Here is a 20288-nt window from a genome sequence, read left to right on the forward strand (position 1 = left end):
ATAACTTGATTTCATACATAGATTTGATGAAGTTTTTTTCTTCCGGCAATTTTAAAAATTCTATAGTTTTGTAAAACAAGAAGTCTCGTTTCTATTCTATTGACGCTCGAGAAACTCAGAGTTTTACTTCTATTCGAGTTCGACAATTTTGAATCAGATCGTAAAATTTTTACGTTTTAAAAAAGCGACCGATTCCAAATGTGGGGTTTGAGGATACGGGTCTGTAATTAAGATTTTTTGAATTTGGAAAAAATCCTTCAATTTCCATAGATCCGATTTCTGAGAAGTAGGGTTACAAGAAACGTAAAAAAAATAACAGATCTTAGAATCTTTCAACGCATCTAAAACGAATTCACCTAAACCTGCACGGGGAGGGTCTGCAATCAGAATGTTCTTGTCCGAAGACGAAAATAAAACTTTCAATTCGGAAGATGAATGTTTTGAAAATAAATCTACTTTCAAATATGAAGAATCTATCTTTGGGAAATCGACATTCATCTGTTTGCGTGCTATTTCCAAGGAACTTTCGATTGAATCCATTCCTGTTATTTTCAAAAACTTATGTGCAAAAATTCTGCTAAAAAAACCGGAACCGCAAAATAAATCGACTAAATGATCGGATGAATCCGGAATCTCTTTTTCGATAAAATCTAAAATCGGTTGGAATCCTTCCGGGTTGGGTTGAAAAAAAGAATCGAAAGGAACTCTAAATTCTTTTCCGCAAACTAGTTCTTTATAAAAATCCTTACCTTTGAGAATTTTGATTTCTCCGGTCGCAGAAATTTCCCCTTTTCTTCTATTAAAACAAAATAGAATATGATTTGCTTTTAGACTTTTTAAACATACATCTCCAAATTCTTTCTCTTCGATCGTGTCTTTAAACTCTTCCACAAAAGTAAGAATAGTCATCAATTCGGAAGTGTTTTTTGCTTTTCGAAGAGTAAGGTATTTTAGAAATCCTGAATCTGATTTTCTATCATAAGGTAGATTTGGAAATTTCGAAATTAGATTTCTAAATCTATATAATTCTTCGTTGGATTCTTCGCTTTGAATCAGACAAGTTTCCAGATTCACAATATGCCTAAAGGAGCCCGCTTCTCTTTGACCTACGATTGGTCCCGGAAATACCGCAAAGTCCATTCGATTTCTATAATAAAACGTTTTTTGAGCCGGATATAAAATCGGTACTATTCCAAAATCCTTTTTGTAACTTTCCAACAGACCGGAGGTTTTATAACGAAATTGATCTTGATAAGAAATGTGTTGTGCAGAACAACCACCACACTTAGTAAAAGCGGAACAAGGGGGAATAAAAGATCTTTGGGTTTGAGAAACTAACTCGAGTTTGGCGGAAGGTTTGCGACGTTTCTTTTTAAAAAAAGTTACGTTATAGACGTCGCCTGGTAGAGAGTAGGGAACTTCGATTTTAGTATCGTTTATAAAACCGATTCCACGAAGATTAGAATTTACAAATTCGATTTTACATTGATGATTTAAATTTGTATTCGTATCCGACATATGACCAGTCTATCGATTCTATATTTTGGGTAAATCTTAGTTTGTTTTTACAATTGAACCGATAGCCTTTATAAAATCCAAATAGAGGGATTATTTAATAGAGTTGTTGAAAAATGAATTCTTCATCTGTTTGTATTGGATTGAATGGACAATTGAAGCAATTTTACGAATTTTCACTATGGAATTTTTCAACAACTCTATTTTATAAAATTTTACTTTGTCTCTTGAGTCGTTTCTTCCGGTTCTTGTTTAACCTCTTCTAATTTTACGGGTTTAGAATTTTCTAATTCTGAAATTTCAATCGAGACCGCTGCCGTAATCGCATAGTCATACAATCTATAATCTTCTCCTCTATAAAGAGGATGACGATAGGAAAGATTGAAATTGAGTTTTTCAGAAATGTTTGCAGAAAAGCCGAGGCTGACTTCCCTAAAAATGGAAGGAACCTTTCCTTGATTCGATCTTTTAAGATCTACACCTTCGTAAGGGGTTCTATATAAAAAACCGGTAAAAAAAGAAAGTCCAGGTTTCCAAAGATACGTAACGTATCCGGAAAATAGACTCGTTTTTTTTAATAGATACGTTTCTTCTGGAGGAGAAGAGGAAGGATTTCTCAACCAATATACAATTCCGTCATTGTCCTGAAGATTAGAAGGTTGTAATTTAGAAAGAGGAAATATACCACTTACTTTTCCCACAAAACTGAACTTACCTAAAAGATAGCCGAATGTCAGACCTGGAATACCTGAATAGTAATTTCCTCCCGTAAATTTGTCCGTATCCGGACCGGAAGGAAAACCTACGTTCGCGCTAAAAACGATAAAATAGTTTTTTTGAAAATCGACTAAGGGTAGATATTTGATTCCAATGTATGTTTTGCCGATTCTTGCTGCATCAGAGCGGTCTTTTTGTTCGTAATACGTATAAGGAACGCTCAGATTTAAAGCGAACATTCCATTTTTAAGATTTATCTCACCGAAGAAAGTACTAGTGTGTATATTGCTGTTTTCGTTTGTTTGTTTAAAGAAGTCCTGAGTTAAAACCACATAGTTTGCGGGTTTTTCCCTTTTACCCGTAAAAGGATCCACAAAACGAGTGGAAGATTGATCGCTTCCTCCCATACCGGTGTGATGTGCTTCTAAGGGGATTATAAAGGATAAAAAAATAATAAAGTATAAAATTAGAATATTCTGTTTCATTAAAATAACTTACAACCGGTCTGATATAAAATTCGATCTTGCTGTTTGAAATTCTCCAAAATCAGATTGTATAAATTCGTGTTTTGATAAGGATTGATGTCCACTGGATTTGGTAGAGCAGAAATGGAACTTAAAATCGAAACGGAACCTTGGTCCTGAAAGATTCCGTCGGATTTCCAGGTCATAGGAAACCTACCTAAGTTTTCTGAAATAATATCGAATCTACATCTGGGAAAAAGTTCCAATACAAAAGAGGAAGTATTCAATCGAACTGTTTTGGCGATTGGGGCCAAAATTTGGAAAGTAAGATCTAAAGAGTTGATTTTATATTTTACGGAAGCCAAATAACCCGAAGGAATTCCTGAAATGATTGGAACTGAAGAAGTATGTACGTCTCCGGTAAGAATCGTTTCCGTTGTAGATTCTAAGTTGGAGTCTGTAAACGAAGAAGTACTGTATTCTCGAGAGTATGGAGAAGAAATAGGCAGATCCAAAGGAACCGTATACGGAGTGTGGGATTGGGTGGAATGTTCTCCTGCTTCGAAAATCCTAGTTTGTCCTGGAAGAGTGGGAACCGGATTTGGATTGACTCGTATGGAAATACTTTCCCATACAATTTTAGAACCAGGCTGTAGCTGAAGGTTATAAGTAGTCGCTCCGGAAACTACATTAAAATTTCCTATATTAGAATCTTGTTGATCGTCTGTATAGTATAAAAGAGTATGAAATGAGGCTGGTCTTTCGTTAAAAAGTAATAAAAGCCTCTGTAACATCTTTGTGTCTTCCTTTCTGGAATCTCCAACCGAACCGAATGTGCAGTTTACGAATAGGATACAAAAAAGAAAAAAATTAAAAAGGATTACTGTGTTTCGGATCATTTATAAACTCCGTATCCGTTAAACTTTTTAGAAAATTTACTAAGTCCGTTTTTTCACCCGCGGTCAGACCAATCGGAAAGATAAATGCGTTTTTGTTTGGATTGGTTCTTCCGTCTCCCGCGTAAGGACCGTTTAAGACGTTTCTACCTCCCGCGTTGTAATGTTCAACGACGTTCTCCAAAGAATCGATCGAACCGTCGTGCATATAAGGAGCAGTTAATTCAATATTTCTAATAGAAGGAGCTCTAAATTTACCCTTATCGGAGGTTAGTCCGGTAAATTCAAACAATCCGGGATTATCTACAGGATAATCCCCTGTACCACCTATATTGTATAAACCGTTATTATGAAATGTAATTTCTGCATTGACGGTTCCAGAGTGAATGCTCGTTTCTGTAAAGTTAAACCCTCCGTGACAATGAAAACATTCTCCTTTTTCTGAAAAGAAAATCTGAGCTCCTCTTAGAATAGAAGCCCTTTGGACTGAATTGCCAAGTGCGGAAACATTTCCGTCATATAAATATTTATCATAGGGAGAACGTCCAGAGATGAGGGTTCTTTCAAAACAGGCGATTGCCTTAATTACATTGGAAATCGTAAAAGGATCTCCAAACGGAAATGCTTTCCGAAACATATCTTGATAACGATTTTCCGATCTCAAACGATCGAGTAGTTCGTTTTCGTGGTTGGCTAGTCCGAGTTCTACTGGATGTTCTCCGAACATAGGAACGAGCATCTGATCTTCTAAATCTTTTAATACCGGATTGACCCAAGTCTGACGCACGTTATATGCAACATTGATGATACCTTGCGCATTCCTAGGATGTACTTCTCCCGTGGAACCGACTCCTTTGGTCAGACCGTCCGTAAAAGCAAGGGATTGTTTATGACAAGAAGCACAGGATTGAGTTTGGTTGCCCGAAAGTTTGCGATCATAAAATAAAAATCTACCTAAGTCTACTTTTTCTTGAGTCATAGGATTAGAAGCAGGAACAACCGGAGTAGGAAAACCAGGAGGTAAGCTCCAAACGTAGGAATTTTGTGGAATTAAAAGTAACAACAAAAGTTCGTTTGTATTGGATTTTTTCTTGTCGAATGGGGCAAAAGGAAGTATTCCAGATCCGCATTTGATTAGAAATAAAATAGAAATAGAATATAATAAAAATCTCATGTATTATATCTCCAAAACGCCCGAAACAAGAATTTGTGTTCGGGCATTTTTGAATTAATTTTTAGCCTTGATCGAAAAAACGGCTTTAGCCGGTGTGATCGGAGTTCCGGCATTCAGATCCAAACCGATATTTGCAAAGATGATAGGACAACCGGTGCTTGTTGCACCCACAAGTCCGGACATACACATCGCAGCGTTTGGGTTTGTGGTAAGATCGATTCCTTGTAAAAGAGCTTGAACGTTGATTTTGATTTCTTGGGTGGAGGGATTAAAACCACCTTCCGGGATCAGTGTAACTGGAATCCGATTGACTCTTGCGCAAGTGCTCGAATTTCCAGAGCCTACACAATTGGCAGAACCTATGTGGACCGAAGTTTCTACGCCTAAGGTTTCGGCGGTTTCAAAATCCAGTTTTAAAAATTTATAACCGCTCGTCCAACTCCAGAACATCCCAGAGTTATCGAGTGGGGGAGATTGATTGTCTGCGTCTAAGTGATTTTTGTTTTCGGGTACCCCAACGATGAACTTGATACCTTGAAATGTGCCCGAAGGAATTAACGCAGAGACTACGTTATGTGTGTCCAAAGTACCATTACACTTTCCTGTTTTGTTTTCAAAATCTAAAAGAGCGATTTCTCCGGATTGAAACTTACCGTCCTGGTTGAGAGTGAGAGGAGTTTCCTCACCAGAGTTTTGGATCAAAGTGACTCCGTGTACAAAAAGACGAAAGTCGTGCAATTGAAACGTAGTACTCTCTGCAATGTGTGCGTTCGGAATGAAAGGAATCGTTTCTAAAGATCTGGAGTGACCTCTGAGAGTTTGGCCGCATTCTAATTTTTGAGAACCGGCGTAAGCGGAAAATTGAATTCCTTGATTTCCGAGTGCAATCAACGCGGCTAAGGATAACAATTCGGAATCGTTATTATTTTTATTTGGAGAACAATAGATCAAAGAAAAATAAAGTAAAACGATAGAACCTAAGACTAAAACTTTTTTAGTCATAAATAAAATAACTCCTAATATATAAGTTGTCTTCTAAAACGAACGTTAAAAGAAAAAAGAACGATTAACGTACGTTAAAGGAAAATTTTTAGAAAAGATTTTTATGAAATGAAAAATGTTAGGAAATTCGAGGTGGTTTTAAAAGAAAAGAAAAAGAAGATATTCCAGAATTAGAATATTCTAAAGTAATAATTTGAATAAAATCTAGATCGTGCCGGATGTAAGAAGTTTGTTTTTGGGAAAAAAAAGTGGAATAAAACGCGCCCAACTGAGAAAGTTTATTTTCGGCTTTTTTACAGGAACAGGAATGCGCTTCTCCCGATTGAGCGGAATGACAATCAGGAAGTTTTTTGGAAGTAGTGGATCGATTGAAAGAACGTATCTTTTTGGAAAAAAGAACATCTTCTTTGTTTATGTGTTTTTGAATTTTACTGCCGTGATTACATTCGCAGATTTTTGCCTTTTCTGAAAGGATACATCCGAAAAGACCGCTGGAAAAAACCAAAGTTTGAAATAGGACTGAAACGGATAAAAAGATGGAAACGTAAAATTTCATCCCAGATCAATTTTGAGTTTAGAAAACACGAGTTGTAGACCGTAGACCTTGGCTCAGTTTTACTTCTGAAACTTGAATTTGGTCTTTTTTTAATTCAGAAATCAATTTTAGAATTCGATTGAGAACCATTGAGGGGATTGCAACAACCGGAGTCATATCTAAAACTACATTATCCGGACGGATTTCTCTGATTTGAGAAAGGATTTCCTGGATTTCTTCCGTTTCGACGGAACAAATGTTTCTTCGAAACTCAATTCGAAAAGAATTTTTATCCGGATAGATTGTAGACTCTTGTAGCTGTTGCATAAAAGAAAACTCTGTTACTACTATTTTAAGGAAGAGTTTTTTCTGGAAACAAAAAAACGCTAATTTTAAATCTATTGGATTAGAACGTTCGTTTGATTTTATCGTTTCGTAAAAATACCTTACTGACTTTTGTATCCTTATGAAAGATAGGGTACGAAAATTACTTCCGTTCAAATCCCTGATCTGGATCTTTTTTGGAATTCTATTAATTCTACCCTTACTTGCTTTTTATCCTTGGAAATACAGGATCGTTTTTGTATTTCTTTTTGTATGTTTTACGATTTTAGATCTATTGTTTCCTTTGGTAGCCACGTTTTTTTTGACGGCTTCGGGAGTGTTTTTTGGAAATCATCCAGGAGGAAGATTTTTAGAATTACAAGATTGTCTTTGGATTTATTGGTGCGTTCGAGGGATTATAGAAAATAAACTTTATGGAAATCGGATTTTAGAAGATCCGTTTTGGAAATCTACGATCGGAGTGTTATTACTTTCGTTTTTCGGTATTGGAATTTTAAGTCTGATCGCCAATCCGGAATTGTTTTTAGATTTTAAATATTACCAAAAAGGATGGTTTTGGTTTTTACATTCTACGGAGTTGGAACCGTATTATCCGATCAAACTTTTGTTTCTTGGAATTTTATTCTTATTTGGATTGATCGCTCGTAAGAATTGGTTAGGAAAAAGTTCGGAAACAAATTCGTTTTATTTGGTTTTTGCTTCCGGTGTTGGTTTTGGAATGATCGTATCGATCGGATTCGGTTGGATAGAATATTTTTCGCCGATCTTAAAATGGAAACTGAATTATTATCATCGTTGGTTGGACGGATACAAATTTTTAGCCCTACCTCATCCTTTAATTCCAGGTTTAAAACGATACCTGCCTAGATTTGGGATTCAATCCTTGTTTTGGAACCGTAGTTGGTTTGCAGTTTATTTAGTTTCGGGTCTTCCCTTTTTGTTTTATTGGATATTGAATGTTTCTAAGAATTCTAAAATTAGAATATTCAAAAATAATAAATTAATTGAAGAGGGTTCTTCGGAAAAAATACCTCTGTATGTATGGGTTTTGTTTTTTACGGTTTTATTGGTATTGGGGGCGGTCTTTTTTTTAATTGGTGCCAGGGGAGGAATGTTTTCTTTTTTAACGTTTTGTATTTTTACGGTTTTTATCTTTTTTTTCCTACTTATTAAGAATAAAAATATTTCCCGCGTGTTAACTCCGGTTTTTATCTCTCATTTTGTCTTGGCCGGAATTTTATTTCCTATCTGGGTGGTTTGGACGCTTGTGGGTCCGATGGATCCGGAAAGATTTTCTCATTTTTCTTCTGGGATGAAGTTAGGAATCGAAAAGTTATTGTTAGGTGGTGGTTTTGAAAGTTATGGATGGTACAACGAATGTTGTTTGAGTAGCGATATAAGGGCTTCTACATATCACACAACCCACAATCAATATCTACAGATTTTTTCCGGCTTAGGTATGATGGGAGTAGTATTGTATTCTTTATTGTGGTGTTTTCTTTTTTACGAACTTTTAAAATCGGAAAGAAGGGGCCGGTCTACTTTAGTAGTTTCGGTATTATTCTCTTCGGTTGCGGCGGTATTCGTTTATTCTTTTTTTCAGGAATGGTTTTATTTAAGATCTGTTTATTTTCAATGGATCGCTTTGTTTCCGCTGTTTTGGAAAGAAAAATTAGGTTCCGGTTTTTTAATCCGAACGAATTCTTTTTTAAATTTAAGGAATATTCTATTTTCTTTATGTTTGATCTTAATTTTACTTTTTGGCTCCTGGATTTTTTTTCCCACTAAAAAGTTTCGATTTGGAATTTATTTTCCTCCTGGAGAAAAGGAAAATTCTGGTTGGGTTTTAGAAGGTAACGGTAAAATGACTTTGTACTCTAAAGCAGAGACGTATTTTCTGGACATGGATAAAAAACTTGGGGATGTATCTATTTCCATCTGGGGTAGGTTTCAAAGAGAGATTTTCCCGGTAGAAACTGAAGATTCAAATGGAAATTCTTTGTTCTTTCGAGCCTCCAGAGGTAGGAATATTCTAAAAACGGAATGTATTTTAATTCGGAAAACGGAACCATTGGCGACTTTGAATTTTTGGAATCCGATTCCCTTGGATCCTGAACCTAGAAAACTCTGTTCTCAAATACGGATTCGAAAAATTGTTCGTCGGATGAATTGAATTACTGTTAACACCGAAATTTCTGGATGAAATTGTGGGAACTCTTACAATTTGAGATTTTACAGTGAGACTACTTAATTTAAGGTGAATTAACGCGAAAGGGATCGATGCGAGGAAAACTAAAGCAGAACGCTCACTACGGATCGCGTTCTAAATTGAAACTTAAGGTGAAATATTATATTACGTTTTCTGTATGCAATTTATTGACCAGAGCTAAAGAGCCCGGTCCGGCTGGCCGTGACAGCCGGATTCGCCCCGATTTTTTTTACGTCGAACTTACGTTAATTTATGAATGATGTTCCTATTTCTGTCGTGATTCCTACTTACAATCGGGAAATTAAGATACTCAATGCAATTTCTTCGGTTCTGAAACAAACTTTCTCGCCAAAAGAAATCATTGTAGTAGACGACGGATCCACTGACACTACGGTTTTTAAAATTCAGGAAACGTTTTCGGATAAGGTTCAAATTCTATCTTTAGAGCATAAGGGTGTAAGTCATGCAAGAAATTGGGGAGTGGAAAATGCAAATGAAGAATGGATTGCATTTTTAGATTCGGACGATGAATGGTTGTCTGAAAAATTAGAAAAACAATGGAAACATATTAAAGAACATCCGGAAACTGAGATTCTTCAGTCCCAAGAAATCTGGATTCGAAACGGAAAAAGGGTCAATCCTCCAGTTCGACTTTTAAAAAAGGACGGAGATATCTTTGAACAAAGTCTGGAATTTTGTAGTGTGACTCCATCTTCAGTTCTTTTAAAGAAAGAACTCTATCAAAATCAAGGAGGAATGGATGAAAAACTTCCCGCTTGCGAAGATTATGATCTTTGGTTACGAATAACTTCTCAAATTCCTGTTGCTCTTTTAGATGAATTTCTACTCGTTCGATATGGGGGACATAAGGATCAACTTTCTTTTCTATATCCTGCTATGGATCGTTTTAGAATTTACTCTATTTTAAAATTATTAAGTTCTAATTTACTCAATCAAGCGCAAAGAAGGCTTAGCGAACAAAAACTTTTTATAAAGTGGGAAGTTTTAAGGCAGGGAAGTATCAAAAGAAATAACTGGAAGAAGGAATTGGATTTTCTTTTAGACTCTGTGTTGAAAGAAGGGTTGGATTCTTATTTTGGAATCCAAATGCAGGAGTTTTTACTAGAAAATCAAAATTGGATTTGAATTTCGATTTCTGAATTTCTTTAGATTTCTAAAACACATAAGCTAAGAAATCTATTTTAACGTAAACTTGACGTAAAAAAACGAGAAAGAATTTTTTAAAAGTATGAGTTCCTACAATAGAGTTGTTGAAAAATTTCATAGTTCAATTAACAAAACTGATTCAATCGACCGTTTTCCATGAAATAGAAATAGATGGAGAATTTATTTTTCAACAATTCTATTGTAGAATTTGTTCGTAAAATCGTGTTTTTGCGGTAGTTCTCACACATTTTAGTGGATAGAAATCAGTGACATAAAAGCTTTTTCTGTGGTAGTTCCCACACTTGAACATGACAGGCTCAATTTTTATAAACTTCTATTTTATAAATAGTGGTAGTTCCCACATTTAAAGAATCGATCTGTAAAGTTCTGATTCAGTCTTTACGCGAACTCGCGTTATTTTACTACTCGGACGCCTAAAAATAGTATTAGAAAATGAATGAACAAAATTTTACAAAGGCGCAGAAATTCTCAAAAAACTATATCTGACTTGAAATCGTTGGTTTTTTTGTGTGAGATCCCACATTTTAAGTTTTGAAACAAGCACAACATAGCATGTCCGAGTGTAAGTCTGTCCTAAAACCTGTTGAGTGTCCGCGAGGCTCCTTGAGTTCACAAGATTGTAGGAACTCTCCATGAGAATATTGAAGAACCATAGAGGCCGTTTGAAAGTTATAAGTTGCCATTAGACTTGATTTGTGGGAACTACCGCAAACCACAATTTTACAGATAAATTTTGTAAATGTGGGAACTCACACAAAATTTCTAATCGTCTATTGATTTGTAAGAATCATCTTAATTTCATTTACATTTTAGAAATGAAATATACTTCTAAAATGTTCCTAGGCCTATTGATTTTGACTTACGTGTGTTTAGAGACAGAACTTTTCCGAGAAGATTCTACTGAATTCGATTTTACGTTAGTAAGGTTCATTACGTTTTTATTGATTTTTTAAATCTTTTTTAACTACTTTTAGGATTTATTGTTTTCTTTTTTATAACACTTTCAAAAGTTATTTCCAACTTTGACCGGATCGTTTATAATCAGCCGGCTAAAGAATAATCGGAGCTAAAAAAATGGTGAATCCAATCCAAGAATTGACCAAGAAATTTAAAAAACCAACGATGGATCCTCTTTCTTATGAAATCCTAAAAAGCGAGATCATCCGAACGAAAATTCTTTTTATTTTCTTTGCATCGGTGTCCGTTATTATGTCGGTCATATTTGTTGTTTTTCACGAATGGATCGTAAAAGAAACGGGAGGGCACTTTCCTTTTTACGCCGTTTTAGGTGTGAATTTAGGAACCGCGATCTATGAATTAGTCGTAAACCGTATTTTTAATAGTTTTCTTCAAAAAAGGAAGGGAGTTTTTTCCATTGCGAGATTCGGAAACGTAATCATTGAAATTTCTTCCGTAGGTTTGTTGCTTTGGTTCAACATAGGAGCTTTTGCATCTCCTTTGATTCCTCTTTATTCACCCGCGGTTTTGACTTTTTTTATATTCATCATTCTTTCGGTTCTTCGACTTGAATTTTGGTTGAGTGTGTTTACTGGGTTTGTGGCAGGAGCAGAACTTTTAGTATTAGCGATTTATTATATTCCCCAAAATCCGATTCCGATGCCAATCAACTTTTTTAATTCCCTGGCTCCTTTTATTTCTAAATCTCTTTTGTTTTTATTCAGTGGAATTGCAGCGGGTCTTGTAGGTATTCAATTGAAACGTTCTTTGGTTTCTGCGATGTCTGCGGTTCAAGAAAAGAATAAAGTAGTCGGAATGTTTGGACAGTATGTTTCTCCGGATGTGGTAGACAGACTTTTAGAACAAAAGAACGAAAGTTTTTCAGAATTCAAACGAGTATGTGTAATGTTTTTAGATATTCGCAACTTTACTCGATTTTCCGAAAAGAGACCTCCGGGTGAAGTGATCGATTATTTGAACTATATATTTAGCCATTTGATTGATATTGTAAACGTGCACAATGGTATGATCAATAAGTTTCTTGGAGATGGGTTTATGGCTGTGTTTGGAGCTCCCATTTCGGACGGAGGTAACGACGTTAAAAATGCGGTTGAGGCTTCTTTAGAACTTCTTAAAAAAATAGAGTTCTTAAATCAGGAAGGTAAAATTCCAGAGACTCAAATTGGGATTGGACTTCATACCGGAGAGGCAATGACGGGTAACGTAGGTTCTGAAGCTAGAAAGGAATATACAATTATCGGAGACGTGGTTAATCTCGCTTCTAGAGTAGAGTCTTTAAATAAGGAGTTTGGAACAAAACTCTTGGTAACTCAGGCGGTTTACGATAATATTAAAGATACGGTCCCAGGTAGACATCTTTCTTCTATCCATGTAAAAGGAAGAGAAGAGCCTGTAGACGTCTACGAACTGGGTAAGATCTAAAGCCAAAATTCAAATTCTTTTTGGAATTTAACCGGGTTCCATTCTAAGATTTGATATTCCGCAACGCCGTTGCTATAAAAAGGATCTTGGTGACAGAAAAATTCCATTTCATTGCGGGACTTTGCTCTCGCAATGAAAACCCCTCCGGTTCTAGGTTCTTGTGGTCCGGATGCGAGTAATATTTTTTGCTCGTATCCTTTGGATAAATATTCTCTGTGTGCAGTTACATGTTGGTCTACAGTTTCGATAGGAACGAGATAACGTAGTACTATTATAAATTGTTTCATAAAATTCTCCGATTTGATTTTCATTCAAAATAAATAATACATTTGGGAAGTAATTTTCGAATTCTTTCTATTTTTTCCGATGCAATTGGATTGTTATATAAATTCAACTTTCGTAACTTTTGCAGTTGCCCAACCTCTTTTGGAAGTGTCGCAAGTTGGTTAAACTCTAAATTCAATTCTTGTAAATTTTGTAGTTGCCCGATCTCTTGTGGAAGTGTTGTTAGTTGGTTGAATCCTAAATTCAATTCTTGTAAATTTTGCAGTTGTCCAATTTCTTTGGGAAAGGTAGTAATCTGATTGCCTTCTAAATACAGGGTTTGCAACTTTTGCAGTTGTTCGATTTCTTTAGGAAGAGTTCTGAGCGGGTTATTGCCCAAATATAATTCTTGTAATTTTTTCAGTTGTCCTATTTCCTCTGGAAGAGTTGTCAGTTGGTTACCATACAAATACAATTTTTGTAACTTACTAAGTTGTCCAATTTCTTTTGGAAGAGTTGTCAGTTGGTTACCATACAAATACAATTTTTGTAACTTACTAAGTTGTCCAATTTCTTTTGGAAGAATCGTGAGATGGGTATAGTTTAAATTCAATCCTCGTAAATTTTGTAGCTGTATGATTCCCTGCGGCAAAGTTTTCAGTTGGATACCATATAAATTCAATTCTTGTAATTTTTGTAGTTGTCCGATTTCTTTGGGAAGAGTCGTGAGAGGATTGGAAATCAAATCCAATATTTGTAAATTCTGCAATTGTACGACTTCCTCTCGAAGAGTGGTAAGTCGGTTAAATCCTAAATTCAATTCTTGTAATTTTTGTAATTGTCCGATTTCTTTGGGAAAGGTAGTAAGCTGATTACCTTGTGAATTCAGGATTTGTAAATTTTGCAATTGTCCAATTTTTTCTGGAAGAATCGTGAGTTTGTTAAGATTCAAATTCAATACTTGCAAATTCTGTAGTTGTCCAATTTTTTCTGGAAGAATCGTGAGTTTGTTAAGATCCAAATTCAATACTTGCAAATTCTGTAGTTGTCCGACTTCGTCTGGAAGAATCGTAAGTCGGTTAAATCCTAAATTCAATACTTGCAAATTCTGTAATTTTCCAATTTCTTTTGGAAGAATCGTAAGTTCGTTACTATACAAATCCAACACTTGTAAATTCTGTAGTTGTCCGATTTCATTAGGAAGAGTCGTAAGTTGGTTATAATTCAAATACAACTTTTGTAAATTCTGAAGTTTTCCGATTTCTTTCGAAAGAGTCGCGAGTTTGCTACCGCTCAAATTCAGAATCCGAGCATCCTTTGGATTTTGGAGAGCCTCGGTTAAATTACGATATGTTTGCGTTTCTTTAGATTGGGCTTGAAGCTTACAAGAAAAACAGATCAGAATCAAAAGAATCGTGAGTCTTTTATTTAAACGAATGTTTATGGATTGGAAATTCATGATCGATTCCTTGAAACGGCTTTTGGATTTTTTGGGAATGGAGCGCTTGTTTCTAAATCGCCCAGTGTAGGAACTCCAGAGTTTTTAAACGATTAGAAAATCATTCATGAAGCCTAAAAAACGGCCCAAGAGACTTAATCTGTGGGAACTCTCACAAATTGTGGATTTACCAGTAGTTCCCCACATCATTTTACAGACAAACCTAAGTTTTGTAATAGTTCCTACACTTGAATACCGACAGGCTCAATTGTTATAAACTTTTACTTTTTAAATTGTGGTAGTTCCCACATTTAAAGAATCGATCTATAAAGTCCAGATTCCAACTTTTAAAACAAGTCCACAATACTATCGTTCAAATAGTAAAATCTCCGCAAGAGACAAAATCTGTGAGAGCTCCAGCGGCTGTAGTTAGTTTGATTTAGAAAATCTGTGGGAACTTTTATAAATTTGAACTTTGTATTACGATTCTATTTTGAATTTGGGGGAAATTGCTGTGGCCGAAGTTACGACCTCGAATTGGAAATTTGCTGGAACTCTTACAATACAATTTGACTGGAAAGATCGTACACAAAACTGTACTTTTAAATCTGTTCCAACAAGAACGATTCGGAACGGCTAAAATAGAGGCTTAAACATGGGCGATAATCTAAAAAAAAGAAGTTCTATGACTACGGACGGAGACAACCGCGCTCCTAATAGAGCGATGCTTCGCGCGGTCGGTTTTACAGACGAAGACTTTCACAAACCGATGATAGGAATCGCGTCTACTTGGAGTGAAATCACACCTTGCAATATTCATATCAATAAACTCGCAGAAAAAGTTAAAGAAGGAGTTCGGGAAGCGGGGGGAGTTCCTCAAATTTACGGAACAATCACAGTTTCTGATGGAATTACAATGGGTCACGAAGGAATGCACTATTCTCTTCCTTCCAGAGAAGTAATCGCAGATTCAATTGAAATCGTATCTAACGCAATGAGGCATGACGGAGTGATTGCGATCGGAGGTTGTGATAAAAATATGCCAGGGTGTCTTATGGCCCTTTGTAGAATTGACGCACCTTCTATTTTCGTTTATGGAGGAACGATTCTTCCGGGACATTGTGGAGGACAGGATGTAGACATCGTCTCTATCTTCGAGGCCGTAGGTAAATTCAACGCTGGAAAAATTTCTAGAGAAGAATTTATTCGAATCGAACAAAACGCCTGTCCAGGGGCCGGAAGTTGTGGAGGGATGTACACGGCAAACACGATGTCTTCCGCAATCGAAGCGCTTGGAATGAGTCTACCCGGATCCGCTTCTATGCCTGCGGTAAGTTCTAGAAAGTCGGAGGATTGTTACGAGGCGGGAAGAGCCCTTGTCAATCTCATACAAAAAGGAATCACTCCAAAACAGATTCTGACCAAAAAAGCATTTGAGAATGCGATAACCGTAGTACTCGTGTTAGGTGGTTCAACCAATGCGGTTCTTCATTTGATTGCGATTGCCAAAGAAATTGGAGTAGATCTAACTCTGGACGATTTTGATCGAATCAGTAAAAAAACACCTCATTTAGCTGATTTAAAGCCGGGTGGAAAATACGCCATGACTGATCTTGACAAGGTTGGTGGAGTTCACGGTGTGATGAAGTATCTTTTAAAAGAAGGAATGCTTCACGGAGATTGTTTAACGGTCACCGGAAAAACGATTGCAGAAAATCTAAAGGACATGTCCGACTTGGTTCCTAATCAAACCATCGTTCGTAAAAAATCGGAGGCTCTACATCCTTCGGGTCCACTTGTAATTCTAAAAGGAAACTTAGCTCCAGACGGAGCGGTCGCAAAAATTTCCGGTTTGAAAAAAATTTCCATCACTGGTCCCGCAAAAGTTTTCGAGTCTGAAGACGATTGTTTTAACGCGATTATGACTGATAAAATCAAACCAGGAGACGTCATCATCATTCGTTACGAAGGTCCAAAGGGTGGTCCAGGAATGAGGGAAATGCTCGCTGTAACTTCCGCACTTGTCGGTAAAGGATTGGGAGAAGACGTTGGATTGATGACGGACGGAAGATTTAGTGGAGGTACACATGGTCTTGTAGTAGGGCATATATCTCCCGAAGCATTTGACGGAGGACCGATTGCAATCGTTCAAAATGGAGATAGAGTCACTATCGATTCTAGTAAAAATTTACTCCAAGTAGAAATTTCTCAGGAAGAAATCGATAAACGACTGAAAAACTGGAAACCGATAGAACCTAGATATAAAACAGGTGTTCTTGCTAAATACGTAAAACTGGTTCAATCGGCGACTAACGGAGCGATTACGAATCTACTTTGAATTTCAGTCGGATTCGTTGAGAATAATAATATAACCTAATTTATATTAGGTGGTATTGTTTGCTGATGAGTCCTATAAGTTGACGCGAGTTCGGCAGAGAAAGAATTTTCTAAAAATAGGAGTTCCCACACTTGAATATGATAGGTTCAAGTGTTATAAACTTTTATACAATTTATTAACTGGGACTAAAAGTTCAGTTCGGCAATACCCAAACTTTTTTACGTATTATTACAAAACTTAAAAAGAATATGAAGAATAAATTAATGCCCTTAGTTGATAAAATTCTTTTAAGAAAAAGAGCTATCATTGAATCGGTAAATGATGAACTTAAAAATATCTGCCAGATTCAACATACTCGACATCGAAGTTTTTTCAATTGGGCCGTTAATCTATTAAGCGGTTTAGTTGCATTTTCCTTTTTTCCAAAAAAAACTTCTTTGAATTTGAGATCCAATGACAATCTACAACTTTTACTCGCTCCTTAGCCCGAATTCACGTTAAACCTAGTAGATTGAGTATTCTATAATATAGTTCTGAGTAAGAGCCGGTCTCAAAACTACCTATCAAAAAAGTTAAAAGCAATGATAGAGCTTGCGAGATAAAGAGATGCAAGATAATTTTCAGATTTTCTTTCCCAACGAATTAGGATAGCCCTGAATCGATTGTGCCAACTGTTAGTTCTTTCAACGACCCATCGTCTAGGTTTTCCTTTATATTTACCAATGAGAGGCTTCTCACCTTTTTTCCGAATATGAGATTGAATGTTTCTTCTTTTGATTAAAACTTCTATATCTTTGAAATCATATCCTTTATCTAAACAAAGATGTTTTGGTTTCTTTTTTCTTCTACCGGAAAAAATCAGGATTGAATTCAACGTATCTTTTACAGCGTGTTTATCATGAACATTGGCTCCACTCAATGTTATGGCCAAAGGAATTCCATTTCCATCTGTAAGAATATGCCGTTTAACCCCCAATTTGGCACGGTCTGTAGGGTTTTTCCCAGTTAAGCTCCCCCTTTGGGAGCTTTAACCATTGCCGAATCCATCGAAGCCCAGTCCCATGCTATCTGATTCTTTACATCATAATATTTTAAAATAGATTTATAAATCTTTTTGAATACTCCTGCTCGTTCCCATTCTTGAAATCTTCTGTGACAAGTTTGGCCAGATCCAAACTCATTCGGAATGGCACGCCACTGACAGCCTGTTTTCATTCGATAGATGATACCGGCCATTACTAATCGTGTTGGTACTCGATTGCGACCTCCTTTCGGATTTACCTTTTCTTTCGGGATCAATGGGGCTATTTGTTTCCAAAGTCCATCCGGTATCTCTGAATAATATTTGTCCATTTCACAAGTAAATAATTACGATTCAAAAGTACAACCAGTTTTGAGACCGGCTCTAAGATGGAAATTGATTACAAAAAGCCGCGTCTAAATAAGACGCGGCTTTAAAGAAAACAGTTCGATCAGATTCAATTTTAAAACAAAGGAACTAATAAACTAGGTTTAGAATAAGGAGTTCCATGCACCGCTTCCGGATCGGAGATTGTAATCACATCTAAACCAGCTTTTAGATATTGTGCTAATCCTTGTTGTTCCGATTGGCTGAAAAAAGGATCCTTATCCAACCATACTACTTTCAGATTGAACCCGTTCCAAATATTTTGTGCAATACTCAAACGAGGTCTAGGCTCAGTGGTTTCTCCGGAAGGATCCAAGCCGACTACATTTGCTCCTGCGGGATAAGGTTCCAAATTATTCATCAAAGGAATTTCACTTGAAGTAGGGGCTCCTGAAACAGGCACACCGTTGACTGAATATTTAGTACCAATAAAAAAGTCGTCCGGACTGTCTATGAAATTACCATAAACTACTTCAGGGGGATGAATATTAAAATATACAACTTTTTGAACTTTAAAATTCCATACTAGACTTTTTGCGGAATTAGGATCGCTCATATCCGTATCTCCAGGATACCAAGGTAAAGGAGAAGGAATATCACTTGCGATAAGAATTGTATTTTCGATTCCAAAGCTAGATAAAAGATTTCCTCCCCAACCTCTAGAGACGAGTTGGCTTTGTGCAATTTGAATCACGATTCCACCTAAACTATGACCAACGATCGTATGGATTTTTTTACCTTCGGTCACCGTCATTTGGGATAACAGAGCACGAAGAGCGTCAGAGTAGTGTATCAGAGTCAAGTCGCTTGCGTATTTTGGAAGAGATGCGCTACCTTGAGTTACTGTACTGTTTCCATGTCCTGGTAAATCCAGAATATAAACGTTACGCGCCTTTCCCTTGTTGATCAGTTCTTTAGCGAGTGGTTCGTAGATTGTACTGTTATCTCCGAATCCGTGGACACATAATACGTTTTTGAGATTGGGGTCTATAATAATCCCTGATTTACTATATTTAATCACGTTTAGTCGATAATTCGTGGTCTGAATGCTGTTATAAAAGTTACGGCCTATAACGTCATAGGTCAAAACCGTTCTTTCATAGGCAGCACTGATCGACTGTGTAACGAATAAAACAATCGCAATACCAAATGTTATCCCGATTCTTCGAATCATAAAACGAACCGAAGATTGGTTCCATTCTCTGTTCATAAATTTTCTCCAGATCTAATTTGATAGAAGAAAACTATACTCTATTTATAAAACATATTTGAAACTAGGAAGACAAATACGAGTCTATAACATTGAAATTGTCAATAAAAAAATAACTAGAAGGTAAATTTAATCCTAGAAATATTTTATTTCAAAAAAAATAACTACCTTAAAATCAAATTTCTGCGTGAAATCGCTGTTTTGCGATTAATTATCATAAGTAAAAAATGTGATTTTTCTAAGTTAAAATAACGGTTGTTAGGTTTTTTAAAAAGTAAAAAAAGATTTTTTAGAGCCAAAAATATTCTAATTCGGAATACATATTAAAAATTTATAATGTATATATAGAAAATTTTAATTTTTAGAGTATTACCTTTAAAAAGTTTTAGGGACTTATCCCAAAAATCTTCCACTTTGTTAACAAATTGGTTTGGAAGAATATTAAAGTTATTATCGGATGGATGATAAAAATGAAAAATTGGATTATTGATTTTACATATTCTGTTTTTTTAAAGTTATAATAAAAAATCAAAATTTGTTCTAACATCAATAACGCGAGTTCGACATAGGACAATCTGGGCGAATCCGGCTTGCCACAGGCAGCCGGACCGGGCTCTTTAGCTCTGGTCAAGTTATTGTGAAATTCCAGAATCAGATTCAATTTTTATAAAATACCAATAACTTGAGTTTCCAACGCGACCTGCAGAACGACCCTTAGGGAGCGATGCATTGAGTTTAGGAGAGCGTTTTACTGAGTTTAAGAAGTGAGACGCTGAGTTACTTTGAGCGGGACCCATGGGGAGTCATAACCAACCCCACAAGTATTTAGATATAGATCTGTCGGAATTACGACAAATCCTCTGTAAAACTGAGTTCCCACCCTTATTTTTGGGTGGGGGCGGAGGTGGAGAAATTCGGAAGATTTTTCTCTATCAGAAAAACATACTTTTTGCAAGTTAAAAGACTCAGTCTTGTCGGAACACTTGAAAAATGTGCGTTTTTGAGCCTTCTGATTCTAAAATCCTATTCAATTTGTGGGGTTGGTTATGATGGAGAGTGAGATGCTGAGTTACTTTGAGCGACCCAGGAAGCTCAGCGAATGCCTCTCTAAGGATCGGCATTCAGGGAGCGATGCATTGAGTTTGAGGAAAGCGTTGTGCTTTAGTTCATTCATCGATCCCTTTC

At 36.2% G+C, this 20288-nt stretch carries 14 protein-coding genes and 2 pseudogenes; 5 read left to right on the forward strand and 11 right to left on the reverse strand.

Annotation, left to right across the window (positions count from 1 at the left end; translation table 11 throughout):
- Positions 1-153 precede the first annotated feature (153 nt).
- The 7 genes and pseudogenes from LEP1GSC049_RS208985 to LEP1GSC049_RS2000000228590 form a co-directional block, all read right to left on the reverse strand.
- Positions 154-1518, reverse strand: a complete 1365-nt coding sequence (locus LEP1GSC049_RS208985) for a class I SAM-dependent RNA methyltransferase (RefSeq protein ID WP_016561170.1) — start codon at positions 1516-1518, stop codon at positions 154-156.
- 212 nt (positions 1519-1730) lie between these two features.
- Positions 1731-2717 carry an LIC11086 family outer membrane transporter gene (locus LEP1GSC049_RS208980; RefSeq protein WP_004754897.1) on the reverse strand — a complete coding sequence of 329 codons (987 nt, stop codon included), beginning with the start codon at positions 2715-2717 and terminating at the stop codon, positions 1731-1733.
- A complete protein-coding gene (gene lsa30, locus LEP1GSC049_RS208975; RefSeq protein ID WP_004761769.1) occupies positions 2717-3595 on the reverse strand; it encodes a laminin/fibronectin-binding adhesin Lsa30 in 879 nt (292 codons plus the stop codon). Before lsa30 ends, LEP1GSC049_RS208980 begins: the two co-directional genes overlap by 1 nt.
- Positions 3567-4766, reverse strand: coding sequence for an MbnH family di-heme enzyme (locus LEP1GSC049_RS208970; protein ID WP_004763033.1), 1200 nt, complete (start codon positions 4764-4766; stop codon positions 3567-3569). The genes lsa30 and LEP1GSC049_RS208970 overlap by 29 nt, the downstream gene beginning before the upstream one ends.
- A gap of 54 nt (positions 4767-4820) precedes the next feature.
- On the reverse strand, positions 4821-5768 hold the full coding sequence (locus LEP1GSC049_RS208965) for an MbnP family copper-binding protein (protein ID WP_004755108.1): 948 nt from the start codon (positions 5766-5768) through the stop codon (positions 4821-4823).
- Positions 5769-5886: 118 nt separating this feature from the next.
- Positions 5887-6324, reverse strand: coding sequence for an LIC_11090 family protein (locus LEP1GSC049_RS208960; protein ID WP_004759444.1), 438 nt, complete (start codon positions 6322-6324; stop codon positions 5887-5889).
- Positions 6321-6804 (reverse strand): annotated as a pseudogene (locus LEP1GSC049_RS2000000228590) (sulfate transporter). Before LEP1GSC049_RS2000000228590 ends, LEP1GSC049_RS208960 begins: the two are co-directional and overlap by 4 nt.
- On the opposite strand from LEP1GSC049_RS2000000228590, the gene LEP1GSC049_RS208955 reads away from it, so the two are divergent.
- From LEP1GSC049_RS208955 to LEP1GSC049_RS208945, 3 genes are all read left to right on the forward strand, one after another.
- A complete protein-coding gene (locus tag LEP1GSC049_RS208955) occupies positions 6770-8821 on the forward strand; it encodes an O-antigen ligase family protein (protein WP_004770615.1) in 2052 nt (683 codons plus the stop codon). The pseudogene LEP1GSC049_RS2000000228590 and the gene LEP1GSC049_RS208955 sit on opposite strands and share 35 nt — an antisense overlap.
- A 288-nt stretch (positions 8822-9109) precedes the next feature.
- Positions 9110-10003: a glycosyltransferase family 2 protein gene (locus LEP1GSC049_RS208950; protein WP_004759385.1), complete on the forward strand. Its 894-nt coding sequence runs from the start codon at positions 9110-9112 to the stop codon at positions 10001-10003.
- Between the two features lie 1116 nt (positions 10004-11119).
- A complete protein-coding gene (locus LEP1GSC049_RS208945) occupies positions 11120-12445 on the forward strand; it encodes an adenylate/guanylate cyclase domain-containing protein (RefSeq protein ID WP_004754613.1) in 1326 nt (441 codons plus the stop codon).
- Here LEP1GSC049_RS208945 and LEP1GSC049_RS208940 read toward each other — a convergent pair.
- Positions 12442-12732, reverse strand: coding sequence for a YciI family protein (locus LEP1GSC049_RS208940; protein ID WP_004755156.1), 291 nt, complete (start codon positions 12730-12732; stop codon positions 12442-12444). The two genes, LEP1GSC049_RS208945 and LEP1GSC049_RS208940, sit on opposite strands and share 4 nt — an antisense overlap.
- Before the next feature lie 20 nt (positions 12733-12752).
- Positions 12753-14168, reverse strand: a complete 1416-nt coding sequence (locus tag LEP1GSC049_RS208935) for a leucine-rich repeat domain-containing protein (RefSeq protein WP_016561189.1) — start codon at positions 14166-14168, stop codon at positions 12753-12755.
- Positions 14169-14802: 634 nt separating this feature from the next.
- Here LEP1GSC049_RS208935 and ilvD point away from each other — a divergent pair.
- Positions 14803-16485 (forward strand): dihydroxy-acid dehydratase, encoded by a 1683-nt coding sequence (gene ilvD, locus LEP1GSC049_RS208930; protein ID WP_004754351.1) that lies wholly within the window; start codon positions 14803-14805, stop codon positions 16483-16485.
- A 239-nt stretch (positions 16486-16724) separates the two neighbouring features.
- Positions 16725-16970 (forward strand): annotated as a pseudogene (locus LEP1GSC049_RS208925) (transposase); the annotation flags it as partial.
- A gap of 71 nt (positions 16971-17041) precedes the next feature.
- Here the strand turns inward: LEP1GSC049_RS208925 and LEP1GSC049_RS2000000227660 are convergent.
- Together LEP1GSC049_RS2000000227660 and LEP1GSC049_RS208915 are read right to left on the reverse strand one after the other, a co-directional pair.
- Positions 17042-17838 (reverse strand): IS5 family transposase gene (locus LEP1GSC049_RS2000000227660; protein WP_162833666.1). Its coding sequence is split into 2 segments (ribosomal slippage): positions 17042-17493 and positions 17493-17838, totalling 798 coding nucleotides; the frame shifts between segments, so codons are not numbered across the junction.
- Between the two features lie 131 nt (positions 17839-17969).
- Positions 17970-19103 carry an alpha/beta fold hydrolase gene (locus LEP1GSC049_RS208915; protein WP_004755099.1) on the reverse strand — a complete coding sequence of 378 codons (1134 nt, stop codon included), beginning with the start codon at positions 19101-19103 and terminating at the stop codon, positions 17970-17972.
- Between the last annotated feature and the right edge of the window lie 1185 nt (positions 19104-20288).

The sequence above is a fragment of the Leptospira kirschneri serovar Cynopteri str. 3522 CT genome, assembly GCF_000243695.2.
Lineage (GTDB): Bacteria > Spirochaetota > Leptospiria > Leptospirales > Leptospiraceae > Leptospira > Leptospira kirschneri.